Consider the following 13429-nt stretch of genomic DNA (forward strand, 5'->3'; position numbering starts at 1 on the left):
AGCCTGTCGCCGCCAGGGCCCTTGCCATCGGGCCCCGGCGCGAAGGCGCTTATCCGGTGATGGGCGCGGGGGCCGAGGGTTGTCCGGCGGTGTCGTTTTCATCCTCGCTCACGGTGTACCAGGCCCAATAAGTGATGCGCCTGAACGAGCCGTTGGCGTTGACCGTGCGGGTCGGTCTGCCCGTCGGGTCGTAGAACTGACGGTCGCTGTGGCCATGCTCGCGCAGGAAGACATCATTGATATAGCCATGCCGGTCGGCGAAATAGGGGCGGTAGACCCGGATGACCCAGCCTTGATTATTGTGTTCGACGCGCTCGCTGACGCGCCAGCGGGTGCGCGCGTTGACGTTCTTGATGCGATTGTCTTCCAGGCTCAGCATGCCGTCGTCCGTCACCTGATAAGCCAGGCCCGGTTCGGTTTTCTGCTTGCTCTGCAGCGTGCGACCGAAGCCGTCCCAGTGGGTCAGCGTCATGCGGATTTGCCGCGCCTCGTCGCCAGGGTAACGGTCGGCCTGCAGGGTCAGGCAGTGCACGGGCTCTCGAGGCGCTTTGGCGATCAGTGCCCGCAGGTTTTTTTTATCTTCGCTGTCGTTCCCTGCCGGTTTTTTCAAGCTTTCCCGGATGGCTGCAGGGATGTGTCCGTCCGGCATCAGATAGTGCTTGGCGACCCAATGGGCACGTATGTCAGCCTTGGCGATGGTGCCCATCCAACTGAACGGCGCGTAGAGGTAGGTGCTGGCAGCGTTTCCCTGCACGGTTTCGGGCGCCGTGAGCGCCTGGTCGATCACGCTGTCCAGGGCTGGACCGTCAGCTGACAGCGGCCCGAACCCGGTGGCTTTACCGGCTTCGGTGCCGTGGAAACTGCTGGCCACCACCCGGCCAAACCCGTCGTACCGCGCCTGATGCACTGTGCCGTTGGGGTCGGTGAGCTTGATCGGCTGCCCCACGCGATAGTCGTAAGTGGCGAGTGTCACACAGCCATCGGCTTGTTTGATTTGGGTGACATGGCAGCAGTAGGGGTCGTAGTCCAGGGTGGCTTCGCCCAACGACTCGGTGAGCCGCCAACTGCGCAAGCGGTAAAAGCGCTTGGCATTCAGGTAGCGGGGGAATTGCCGGCGCACGGACCAGAGTTCCGGCGGGGCGTTGACCTCGGCGGTACTGGCGCAGAAAAACACCTCCATGGGGTGATAACCGATGTGCTGCAACTGCTGCTTCAGGTCCCAGGGCGTCTCGCCCGGCAGGGCGGGTATTTGCGCGTAGGCGTGCAGAGCGTTGGGGTCCAGCTCGGCGGTTTCCACGCAATCACTGAGCGCCTGTACGGTCGCGACGCCAGGCGCCAGGGTCACCCCCTTGCCGCCGGCCTCACGGTAACGCTGCACGGACAACCCGCTCAGTTCTCGCGGCGCCTGCGGCCCCAGTGGCCCGGAGTTGCGCGGGATAAACGCTTCATAGCTGACTGCCGCGCTGCTCAAACCGGTGGGCGCCTCGCCCTTGGGCATCACCCACGTGTTGAGGCGCTGACGATAGGGCAGGCCCAGGCGCCATTGATCTTCTTGAGTCAGGTGAATCCACTGCGCCAGGGTTTCGCTCAGGTAGCAGGCTTGTTGCGCAGGGTCGTGGGTGTCACGCCACCACCGTTGCTGGTGGGCATCGACCAGTTGCGCAGGCGGGGCATCGTCCATCGTTTTACGTCTGGCGTGGTGCACCGTCACACTGTGAACCACGCCGGCATAAGGGTCCCAGCGCAAATTGATCTGATGCTCGCAGGCCGGGTCATCGTCGACTTGTTCGTAGTTGCACACCACCGACTCCAGGGCCAGCGGCAACATCCGCGCCCATGGCTGTGTGGCCGACGCCGGCGCCAACTGACGCACCAGGTAGCGATGTTGCCGCACGGAGTAAGGCACGCCGCCGGACGGGGTGCGGGCGAACACTTCTACCCGCAGCGGCAACCCTCTGAGGGCGTAGGCCGCATCCCGTTGTTGAGCGGGCGTCGGCGCGACGATCAGGCGGTCGTGGTGGTCGCTGGGGTGGGCCGGTGCGCTGACTTCAAGTTGCCCCAACAGGGTGCCGCCCAGTGTGATGGCCTGTGGATCATGGCGGCTGTAGCCGTCATGGGGCATGTCCAATAACCGACCTGTGTGAAACCAGCGTTTGCTCAGTATGCCGCCACCGTGCTCGTTGCCGGCGCCGGCTTCACTGTTGGTTTGCAGCAGCAGGCCGTAGCCCTGGAAGCTGCGTTCCAGCGGGTCGTAATAGCCCTGTCGATAGCTGAAGTGCTGGGTCAGTGTGTTCCCGGTGATTTCATCGTGCTGTATTTGACGGCTGACCAGGTTAAGCGCGAACGGCACCCGGCTGACGCGAGGTGTTCCTTCGGCCAGCGCCTGTTTTTTTTCGTCGAGCCATTCCTGGGCGCTGCTGCGGTAGGCCATCCGACATTGTGCGCCGAGGTTGTTGCAGGTGTAGTTGAGCAGGCCGGGTTTACGTTCGAAAAAACGGTAGTGCCAATGTTGCGGGTTCGGGTGCGGGGTGGTGATGATCAAACTTGCACAGCCCTGGCCATGCAGGTCCACCATGCTGACCTGGCACAGGTCGTCATACTGCACGCCGGGTGGCCAGGGCAGTATCAAGGGGGTTTCGGCAAAACCGTCGGCCCCCTGATTCCGATAAATGCGCACATCGTCGGACGACAGGTACAACAAGTCGGCGGCGCCGCAGCCGTCCAGGTCTGCCAGCCTTACGTCGGCGGCCTTGAACAGCGTGTCCTTGAACGACAGCTTGGCCAGCACCCGACCTTTGCCGAATTTGCCGCGCCCCAGGTTGGGCCAGCAGGTGATCTCGTTGTGACGGATGCGCACCAGGTGTTGCTGGCCGCTGCCGAGTACATCGCTGAAACCGACCCAATCGGTGCTCGACGGGGTAAGCGAAGGCAGGTCATCGCCCTCGATCCCGTGTGCCAGCTCGATTCCGGCGGCAAAGCCGCTTTGTTGGCGGTTGGCGTACAGGCGCACGCTGCGTGGGCTTATCAGCGCAAGGTCGCCCAACCCCGCGCCCATCAGGTCGGCAAAGACCGCGCCGGGGTGAAAGTACTCCACGGGGAAGGCGTCAAACGGTACGAATCCCGATCCGGGCTGCGCGTTCAGCCTGAAGAAACCGCTCATGTCCGGACGGGCCAGCACCCATTCCGGACGACCGTCGCCATCGACATCGAGCAAAGCCTGATGCACGGGGCGCGACGGATGTTCTCCCGCAGGCCCGGCGGGCAATGCCTGAGCGGGGGCGTAAGTCACAGCCTGCGTGTCGGAGGGCTTTTCGCTGCGCTGGGGCGCGCGGTAATACCAGGCCCCGTCGCCCTGGTACAACATGCCCGGCAGGCCTTCGCCGTGTAAATCCACCAAGTGATAGCGCTGGCCATCGTTCAGGCCGGGAAAACCCTCCAGGCGCTGATAGCGGTCCCTGCCCAGGTGCAGGGCGCTGCTTTGATAGTTGAATTCCTGCGGCGGCAGGCTGGTGAGCAGGCCTTTTGCGTCCACGGCCTGCTCGTAGAGGGCGGTCAGCATGCTCAGGCCATTGCCGGCGGCGCGGTGTTGCAATAACAGGCGCTTGACGAGGACGGGGGCGGGCCCCATGGCCGGCTCGTCCGGGAAGCGATGAAACATCAGGACCTGTCGGCACAGGTACTGTGTACGCCGCTCAAAACCATAGGCGTAGCTGGAAAAAGGGTCACCTCGCAGAGGCCAGGGATTCAGGGCATCGTACGGCGGCACGCGGTCCAGGGCTGCGGTACGCTGCCCGTAGTCGAACACCACGTGAAAGTGCCAACTCTGGGTGGTGAGGTCGTCGGTCTTGAATACATACAACGTCTCTTTTTCCCGCGCCTTGGTGTTGCCGTAGAACACACCGCGCAGATAGCGCTGCGCTCGACAGTCGTACGGGGACGGCTGGCGGATGGTATCGCCGTGATAGCAGTAGCCGATGTGTTCGCCATGAGCATTCAGGCTTTCCTCCAGCAACCATTGCGCGACATGTTCCGGTTGGTCGGGATCGCTGATGCGCGCCGAGAGCGTCTTGCCGTACACCTGTTGGCTGCCGTCGCCTGCCCGCACCAGCCAGAAGCCCGCTGCATCGGAGGCTGAACGCCAGTGTTCGATGCGCTCGAAACGGCTTTCCACTCGAGGAAAATAGCGGGTGACGGTGTAGGGCGTATCCAGTGGCGATTGATTGAAGTGGCTGCGCTGGATCTGGACGGGCGCGCCATCGGCGCGGCATTCGGGGATCAACACTTGCGCGTCCGGCCCCTGGAACGTGTCGGCCGCGCTATAGCTCGGCACGCCGCGCTGGGTACGCCGGCTGAAGGCGCTGAGATTGATGTCCCAACCGAACCCGAATGCGCTGTTGCCGGCGGTGCTGCGGTAGGTCAACGCCAGTTGCGGCGCATAACCACGGCCGGGGGAGAGGGGCAGCGCGATCTCGAGCGTTGCCGTGCCATCGGCGCCGACACTGCCCCAACCTTTGGCGATCCCCTCAAGGGTGCTGGCGGTGCTGGGCAGCGACGGTACGTTGAGGGGCGATGAGGTGGGCGCGGTATTCATGCTGCGCTCCGGCCCGGTCGTGCGGTGTAGCGCACGTGGATGATGATGTCGGTGAGCGATTCCAGCAGGCGTTTCTGTTGGGCGGGCTGGGGGAAGCTCAAGCGCCAGGACGACACGGCACCGGTGTATTCAAATGGCAGGTAACGGGGATCATTGTCGAAGTTGAGGGTGAACATCCCGCTGTCATCCAGCCCGCGTGACAGGGCAATTTGCTGGTGCGCCCGCAGGTCGGTCCTGAGTGTGCCATCGGGCATTCGTAGTTGATTGCGGTGCTGGGTCAAGGTCGCTTTGATGTCCTCATAGGGGCCCAGTATCGCCGGCAACGACACGCTGATGTGCTTGATGCGGCGCAGCGTGTGCCCAGGGTAATCCTCATCGAACAGGGCTTGCGTGAGCTCAAAGCACAGGGTGCCGTCTTTGACGAGCGCCGGCTTGTGGTCCGCCCAGGTTTTGGCGGGGGGCATGGGTTGGCCGGGTAACGTGGTCATGACCGAGCATTCGATCAGGCGCGCGCGCAGTGACACGGTTTTATTGATTTCCAGGTCCCGAGGGGTGTGCTGCAGGTACGCCGTGTTCATCCGCACCAGGTTAAGTTTCAGCGCTTCGGCGCTCAGCATTCCGCGGGAGGCGTTTTGCCAGGCGTCACCCTGGAAAAACTGCCGGTCGTCGGCGGTTTCGTATTGCCAGCAGGCTTCGGTGGCCAGGCACAGTGATTGCACGCTGTCGTACAGCGCATAGTAGAAGGTGCCCAGTCGCGCATTGAGCCACTGATAAAGTTCGGCCCGGGTAAAGCGAGCGCCAAGCAATTGATAGGCTGACTTGACCTGTGCCAGCGCGTGGCGGGCATTGCGCAGTTGCAGGCGCGTGGCGGTTTCCTGCTCGGTATGTGCCAGCAGCAGAGCATCGATCTGTGCCAATTCCAGGAGCGCCTGTTGTTCGGCTTGCGTCCACTCCTGGGCGCGACGATTGAATTGCTCGGCCCGGTCCAGGTCGTTGCCGCTGGCACGCGCGGCATTGGCCTCACCTTGGGTAAACGCCTGGGCCGCATGAAACGCGCCTTCCCAGCGCGAGCCTCCACTTGAGGTACCGAAGATATTGGGCATGAGCATTGCCGCTCCGGCGGCCATACCGGAAAGCGCCACTTTTGCTTCCCAGGCGGCGCTCTCCAGGTAATGTTGACCCGCTGCGGTTTCACCGGGGCTGATGCCTTCGTGCAAGCGCAGCGCCAGGTAGTCCACGCGCGCCTGGACCACCGCGCGGCTGCGGCGCAGGGCCTCTCTGTTTCTCTCATCAATGACCAGCGCCTGGGTGTGCTGGGTCACCACCCCTTCGGCCAGTTCCCAGGCGTGCTGCTGTTGCAGCTCAAGGGACTGCGCCTGCTCCTTGCGTTCGATCAGCGTGAGCAGTGTGGCGCCGAACTGCATCAGACTGTCTACCGCGCTCAACGCGTGGCCCAGCATGACCTGGAACCGATAGTGGCCGACTTCCGGACGGACCGGTACCGACCCACTGTCGCCGCCTGCGCCACTCTGGGCCTGTCGCGCCAGCAGTGCTGCGGGAGACAGCGGCGGGGCGAACAGTGAAGGGCGTAACGGCTTGCCACTGATGTCCAGGTGATGACGTAACCCATGCAGGCGACTTTCCAGGGTGTCCCAGCGCGCAACCAGATAGCTGTTCAGTGGGCGACAAAGATGCGGGCTGTCTTTGAGCCAGGTGCGTTGCCCGGCTGTTTTGCACTGTGCCGCGAGCGCCTGGGTGTGTTCGGGCAGGTGTTCCAACCGGCGCAGCGTCGTTGAGGTGTCGCTGGCCAGTGCGCTCAGTGACAGCGGGGCCCAGGCATCGGCGCGCGTGACGGTCGCCCGCCTGCCCAGTAAGTTTTGTGCCTGTATGTACCAGAGTTTGGCTTCGGCCAGGCTGTCGGGGCTCACCTGTCGATAGGCCGCGTCGCCCCGGTTGAGCAGGATGTCCACGTTGAGCAGGCTCAGGGCTTTGCGCAAGTAACCCGGAAAACTCAAGGCTTGGTAATGCGCGCTTTCCGGATGCCGGCATGCATAGCTCAGTTCCTTTGGTTGGCTGACCAGTGCATTGAGCGTCCCCGCGTCGGGCCGTCGAGGATCGAGCAGATAGTGCAGCCAGGTTTCGGCGTGGGCGTATTGCTGTTGTTGGTTGAAGTAATGGGCGAGGGTCCAGGGCAAGTAAATGAACAGTTCGCGAAAATACTTGCCGTGGGCGCCGCGCAGATCCAGCGGTTGGGAGGGGGAGCCTTCAGTCAGAGGCGGTTCCGTCCAGTCTTGAGCGGGCTTGGAAAACAACGGTTCAAGGCTCAGGGCGGCGGTGTCGACCAGTTGCCGGGCAAAGCTGGTATTGAGCCGGATCGCCGGGATCGTCGGGTTGATGCTTGCGGAGAAATCCATGAACTCGACGGTCGCGGCCTGTTCGCTGCGCAGGCGTTCGATGTGGGGAGCGAGCATCGGTTTGGCAGGGGTGTCGGCCCCGACGAGCGCGCATTCACCGGCCTGGAGCGCAAGCCCGATGGCTTTCGTGGATTCCTTGGTCCGCTCAAGGATAATCACGCCGTGGATCACGGTCAGCGGTGGCGATGATGGGGCGGGCAGTTTTATGCGTGCGGTCGCGATGTGCTGGTTGGGCAATTCCGGGGAGGCGTCGGCATCGCTTTCATGATCGATGTCCGTGAGGTTCAGGATAAGGGCCGTGTTGTTATTGATGGCTGCGGGCATCGGGAGGTCAGGCAGCTTGGACTGCATGATGACGTGCTTGTAGAGGCGGATGCTGGGCAGGGAAACGCTTGACGTCAGCCTCAGGTCATTGACGAAATGCAGTTTTTTATTATCGGGGTCATCACCGGGAACGCTGTAGTCGCTGTAGCGATCGAGGATCGTCAGGAACTCGTCCTGTGAGTGGGTATATAGATACAGGAACGCACTTTTGTTGAAGCGCTTTCCGCCCAGTGAGTATTTCACGATGCGAACTTGTGCATCTGCCGGCTGCCCCAGCCTGCTGTCCTTGGCGCTTTCTCTCACGCCCGTCAGGTCCAGCAATATCGAGTCTTTATCATAGAGGGCGTTGGTAAAGCTTTTGCCCGTCGTATTGGATTTCAAAAACAGCGTATGTCGAACGATGGTTACGTTGGGGTTGATCAGTTCGTTTACCGTGATGCTCGAGTCGTTGTTCAGCTCTATTTCGGATGTGTTCGGATCATGCAGTGCCGACTTGGTGGACAGCGAAATGACCATCTCATTTTGTTCGGATTTAAGAACGATTTTGTATGTTTGCAGGAAGCTCTCGGTTGTTTTCGAGGTGATGATGATTTCGTCGGTGATCGGATCATAGGCGGTGGTGGCGGTGGCGATATGTTTACTTTTATCTTCGAAGTTCCATTGTTTAAAGGTCTCAATGGGCGGCTGTTTGGGTGAAAAGGCAATCGTTGTTTTTTTGTGCTCGTCGGCTTCTTTTGTTTTGAACTGCAAGTTGTTCTGGTTGAGCGAAAGAAACAGGGTGAAGTACTGGTTGGCGAACGAGGGCAACAAGGTGCTGGAAAACACATTGTCTTTATCCGGGCCACCGCGCAACGCGGTCTGCAGCGGGTTTTTTACCGCCGGTTCAAAAGCTTCCAGCAGACGCATGGTTTCCCGGGACACGGCCGACCCCGGTATGAATGTGTAGCGGTCCGGGCTGCCCCCAGAGGCGACGGTTTTAATCGCCAGGGACTGGTCCACGGAGATGGCCTGGAAGAATTCGCCCAACAGCTCGACGCTATCTTTCTGTGAACTGGCCTGTATGCCGAGGAACAAGGTGGGCGGTGCACGGTTATCCACCACCGCGATGGTCTGGGTAACGCTTGGGAGCAGGGCTGGCGTGAGGGCGTTAATCCCCTGGGTCACGCAGTGCTCTTCCAGGCCCGTGCGCGGAAGGCTCCAGCTGCCATCCAGTTGTTTATAGGAAAAGCACAGGCGGAACTTCACGAACTGGCTGTTTAACCATTCAGCCTGGCGCTGCTTCTCTTCTTCGTCCTGCGCTTCGGCATCGCCATTGGCGGGCGTGTTGAACGCGTTGTAAGGCGCAGGTTTGGTGCACTCGGCCCAGACTATGAACAAGCGCTTGTTGAACAGCACCGGGCGAATACTGTGGTCGGGAATGTCGCCTGAAAAGCTCAGGCTGATTTTTTCCCAATCGCTCCAGGCCAGCGCAGAGGGGGCGTCCGGGTTGAGGGTGGAACGTTGGGACAGGTCCAGTGACCGCCAGTAATAGAAGTTGTCGGCGGCGGATTTACCGACGAAATAATAGGTGCTCGCTCCCAGTGCCTGCACATCGCCGTCAATGTAGCCATTGAGCGTGCGGATGCTGGCCATCCCTTCAAACCGCGACAGGTAGCCTTGGACCGCAGTCAGTACGGTGGCCGGTTGCATCCTGTTTTGGTTGAGGTCGTTCTCCAGGTGTTGAAAGCTCGCGCTCTTGTCCTCGCGCAACGTGGGGTCCAGAAAATTATGCGGGTGATAGCGCAGTTGCTGGCTCGCGCTCCACAGCGGGTAGGCGTGCAGGGACGTCTGCCAGGCGCGCGTTTCGTCGGGTGACATGCCCTGGTCTTCATAGCCCGGTTCAAGGCCGGCATGGATTCGACTGATGTAGTGCTGCAGGCTGGTGATGGCACTGGCCACCGGGCTGCTCGGCACGGCCTGGCTGACTTGAACGTCCAGCAGCCAATAGTCGTAGAGATCGTTTGGGGTGCGCAGTGACTGTTTCAGGGGCGTGCTGATGCAATGGGCCAGGTAGTAACCGAGCATGGCGTCACGGCGCGCCTCATTGAGGGTGCGGTCGAGGGTCTCAGACATGGTCATTCCTTGAGTCTGTGAGGTAAGGGCAGGCTGTCATTGACGTGCGGCGATCACGGCTTCGCCCAGGGATTTCCACTGGTTGAAGTCGCTGCCGGTGTTCAATGCGCTGGCGTCGAGCAGGGTTTGGCTGGATAGCCGGGTGAGGGTGCAGGCGTTTCGGCAACGCATGACCCAGTCCAATTGGTCCATGGAACGGACCATCCCGGCGGGCAGTGTCGCGATAAGCGCCTGGAGTTCTTGTTCGTTCCAACCCAGCCAATGGCTCAATCGGGCATTGAGCCGTTGCGGCTGCTCACCGTTTTGGTTGTTGTGGTTGTTGGCGTGTTGGAAATATTCCAGGAGTTTTTCCTGGGCCACGCCACAGGTGTCGCAAAAGTCTCGGAACCGTTGCAGCAGGTACAGCGTGCTCAGGTTCAGCTCGACCAGCGCGTTGAGTGAAAGCGTGCCGTCCAGCCATCGGGGATAGAGCAGCAGCTGGCGCAGCGACGTGCCGCTGACCGGCAGCGGCAGCAGGCTGGCGATGTCCGGAATCAACAGAACCAGATGCTTGGGCGCGGGAAGCTGCACGGCGCTGGACGGCCTTTGGAAGAGCGTGTGGTAGTACGTCAGGAACAATTCCTGGGTGTAGCGCGCCGGTATCGAATCCTCCAGCAGTTGTCTCAAACGTTCGGCGGCGTAAGCGCTGGAAACGCTTTTGAGCTTTGAAAGCAGGGCTTCCCAGGCCTGGTCCTTCAACCGGCGATCTTGCTCGGGCAGTTTGCTCAGGGTAAGCGCATCGATTGCCCGGCGCAGGGCGGTTGTCGCGTCTCGGCTTTGGGCCAGATCGCGTGGCGGCATGAATACCTGGGCAAACACGCTCGTCCATTCAACATGCGGCAGACCTTCCCCGGCGGCGGGCTGCGGAAGGTTCAGCGCTGAAAGTTGCTCGCTGGACAGCAGCTTGTAGGGCGGGTCTTGCAGCACGTCTATCCAGCGCGACAACGCCGGGTTGTCGACGACCGGGTCCAGCAGCAGTTGCTGGCGCAGCTGCGGCATGCTGATAGTGCGGTCTTTGAGCCAGGTGGCCGCCCAGTCAAGCTGCATGAGCACGGCAAGAAAGTCCACGGACGCAGTGCCTTTAGCGCGCAATGCCGGAGCGCTCAACCGGGCCCATGCGGCGGGGTCGAGCAGTTCGGCCAGTTGCTTGCAGTGCTGCACGGACAAGCCGAAAACCTGCGCAATACGCGCCTGCCGATAGAGCGAGGAATAGGTGGCCAGGTCCCTGCGCGCAGGTTGTGGCGCCGCCTCCAGCAGCAGTTGCAGGGAGTCCGGCGTATCGGTCAATGCCAGCGCCGCGCACACTTGCTGGCGGGTCGGCGCATCGAAGAGCTGGCCATCCAGCGCCAGCGGTTGACCGGACACCGATGTGCGGTTGAATACCTGATCGAACAAGGGCTGTTCCTTGGCATTGGCCTGCACCGGCACACGGTGCAGCCACGCGCAAAACTCCAGCGGCGACAGGTTGTAGCGTCGATTGAAGTAGCGATACACACCCAGGGCGCGCAGGGTGTTCTGGTTGATCTGCCACTCGGCATTGGCCCTGCCTTCGCACGCCATGGCGCTGACGATCAGGGTGTCCAGTTCGCAGAACGTCAGGCCGAACCACTTTTGCAGGCGGATCATCCGGTGCAGGCGGTCGAATTGCTGGCCTGATGCATTCTCCAGGGTCGCGACGTTACCGATGACGGCGACGGTTATCGGCGCTCTGGCGCCGGCGTTGATGTAGCGGGCGCCAAACGTCGCAGACGCCTGGCCCTTGGCCGAGGGTGACGTATGGGGCGCGAAACGGTTCTGCGCCAGAAGTGCCTGCAACTGGGTGCTATCCAGCCCTGTGCAACGCAGGAAGTCCTCGATCCTGGTGGGGAAACTGGCCTTGCTGTCCCTTGCGGTGCGGGCCCAGCCATAGTGCGTCTTGAGCAGTTGCACGTCGTCGGGTCTGGCTTGGGTCAACAGCTTTTGTTGTTCCGGGTTCAGCTCGCTGAGCAGGCATTGCGTGTCAGGGTTGTGGGCCAGCACGTCGGCATACGCTGCGCTGTCGACTTCATTGAGTGGCAGGCGCTTGCTGATTCGGTAGTTCAACTCCCCCAGGCTGTACTGGGTTCCGGCCAAGCCCAGGCGGCATTGATGGTGGTGATGGTGATAGGGCAGCACCAACGGGTAATGCTGTGCGCTGAGCAACGAGTGCAGTTCTTGCGCCGGATGATGTCTGCGCAGTTGCTCGCGTAACACCTCCTCCATGATCGACAGCAAGGGCCGCTGGCCAAACGTCGTATCGTGATCGATCTGCAGCGTTTGCAGGTCGGGGCGGCGTTCGCTCAAAAGGATTTTCTTTTGGCTTCCTTTGCCGTTTTTCTCCAGCTGCGTTGCAAACAGATACAGCGCGCGCAAGTAGGCCACCGGAGAATCGATGGCGGCGAGGGCGTCCGGGGCGCAGAAATTGCCCCAATCTTCATCCAACACGCTGGAGGTGACTGCTTTTACCTCGCGCTCGCTGCGTTTGAGCCCTGGGCTGAAGGCCAACGGTTGCTGGTCGCCCAGCCATTGCAGCTGCGTGGCAAAGGAAAGCGCCCGGTCGTAAGCCAGCGCGCCATCGTCATCATTGAGTTCAGCCAGGTTTTCGATGAACTGAGCTTTGGGCAGTTCGACGATGTCCAGCACGCTGGTAATGCCAAGCTGACTCAAGGCGCTTAAAAACTCGACTTTGCCTTCGCCGGGTGTGACGGATGTGTCCACCAGCTTGGCCAGCAACGGACTGTTTGAGGTTTCCATGGCAATGATCTCCCAGTGCGCCCACTGGTGGATCCAATGGGCGATGAGAGACGCTATCACTTGAAAAAGCGGGCCGAGGTCGGCCAAAGCCGCGAGGGCGTCGAGGAAATATCAGCGGCGGCGTGTCGATGCGGTGGCGGCGTGGTTTTGCTAGAATGCGCGCCGCGCCGTCTGGCCGGCGTCCTATTGCATCCGGTTCACCCTTTACGAGGGTAGCCACCTGGAGAGAACACCCATGACTCAACCGATCGTCGTGGCGGCACTGTATAAGTTCGTCACCCTCGAAGATTACGTCGCCCTGCGCGAGCCACTGCTGCAGGCGATGGTCGACAACGGCATCAAAGGCACGCTGCTGATCGCCGAAGAAGGCATCAACGGCACTGTTTCCGGCAGCCGTGAAGGCATCGATGGCCTGATGGCCTGGCTCAAGAAAGACCCTCGCATGGTTGACATCGACCACAAAGAATCGTACTGCGACGACCAGCCGTTCTATCGCACCAAGGTCAAACTCAAGAAAGAGATCGTGACCCTGGGCGTCGAGGGCGTCGACCCGAACAAAAAGGTCGGCACCTACGTCGAGCCCAAGGACTGGAACGCGCTGATCAGTGACCCCGAAGTGCTGTTGATCGACACGCGCAACGACTACGAAGTGTCGATCGGCACCTTCGAAGGCGCCATCGATCCGAAAACCACCAGTTTTCGTGAGTTTCCCGACTACATCAAAGCCAATTTCGACCCCGCCAGGCACAAGAAAGTCGCCATGTTCTGCACCGGCGGCATTCGTTGCGAGAAAGCGTCGAGCTACATGCTCAACGAAGGCTTCGACGAGGTCTATCACCTCAAGGGCGGCATCCTCAAATACCTCGAAGAGGTGCCGCAGGAAGAAACCAAGTGGCAGGGCGACTGCTTTGTTTTCGACAATCGCGTAACCGTACGCCATGACTTGAGCGAAGGCGACTACGATCAATGTCATGCCTGCCGCACACCGATCAGCGTAGAAGACCGCGCGTCCGAGCACTACGTGGCCGGCATCAGTTGTCCGCATTGCTGGGATAAGCTGCCGGAGAAAACCCGTCGCAGCGCCATCGACCGGCAAAAGCAGATCGAGCTGGCCAAGGCCCGCAATATGCCGCACCCGATTGGCTTCAACTACAAGCAAACTTCTTCCGAGGCTTGA

Annotated in this window: 4 protein-coding genes; 1 reads left to right on the forward strand and 3 read right to left on the reverse strand. The window is 61.1% G+C overall.

From position 1 onward, the window contains the following. Positions 1-49: 49 nt before the first annotated feature. The 3 genes from Q1V60_RS23100 to Q1V60_RS23110 are packed head-to-tail and all read right to left on the reverse strand — an operon-like array spanning position 50 to position 12252. Complete coding sequence (locus Q1V60_RS23100; RefSeq protein WP_300635158.1) at positions 50-4591, reverse strand: SpvB/TcaC N-terminal domain-containing protein; 4542 nt, start codon at positions 4589-4591, stop codon at positions 50-52. Further along, positions 4588-9441, reverse strand: coding sequence for a neuraminidase-like domain-containing protein (locus Q1V60_RS23105; protein ID WP_300635160.1), 4854 nt, complete (start codon positions 9439-9441; stop codon positions 4588-4590). Before Q1V60_RS23105 ends, Q1V60_RS23100 begins: the two co-directional genes overlap by 4 nt. Before the next feature lie 36 nt (positions 9442-9477). Beyond that, positions 9478-12252 (reverse strand): Tc toxin subunit A, encoded by a 2775-nt coding sequence (locus Q1V60_RS23110; RefSeq protein WP_300635162.1) that lies wholly within the window; start codon positions 12250-12252, stop codon positions 9478-9480. Between the two features lie 235 nt (positions 12253-12487). Here Q1V60_RS23110 and Q1V60_RS23115 point away from each other — a divergent pair, with 235 nt between their 5' ends. Next, positions 12488-13429, forward strand: a complete 942-nt coding sequence (locus Q1V60_RS23115; RefSeq protein WP_300635165.1) for a rhodanese-related sulfurtransferase — start codon at positions 12488-12490, stop codon at positions 13427-13429.

This window comes from Pseudomonas sp. (assembly GCF_030147005.1).
Taxonomy (GTDB): Bacteria; Pseudomonadota; Gammaproteobacteria; order Pseudomonadales; family Pseudomonadaceae; genus Aquipseudomonas.

What these genes read in the sequence shown, in the direction of transcription:
- Q1V60_RS23100 (WP_300635158.1), bottom strand. Translation starts at nt 4,591, where the DNA reads ATGAATACCGCGCCCACCTCATCGCCCCTCAACGTACCGTCGCTGCCC.
- Q1V60_RS23105 (WP_300635160.1), bottom strand. Translation starts at nt 9,441, where the DNA reads ATGTCTGAGACCCTCGACCGCACCCTCAATGAGGCGCGCCGTGACGCC.
- Q1V60_RS23110 (WP_300635162.1), bottom strand. Translation starts at nt 12,252, where the DNA reads ATGGAAACCTCAAACAGTCCGTTGCTGGCCAAGCTGGTGGACACATCC.
- Q1V60_RS23115 (WP_300635165.1), top strand. Translation starts at nt 12,488, where the DNA reads ATGACTCAACCGATCGTCGTGGCGGCACTGTATAAGTTCGTCACCCTC.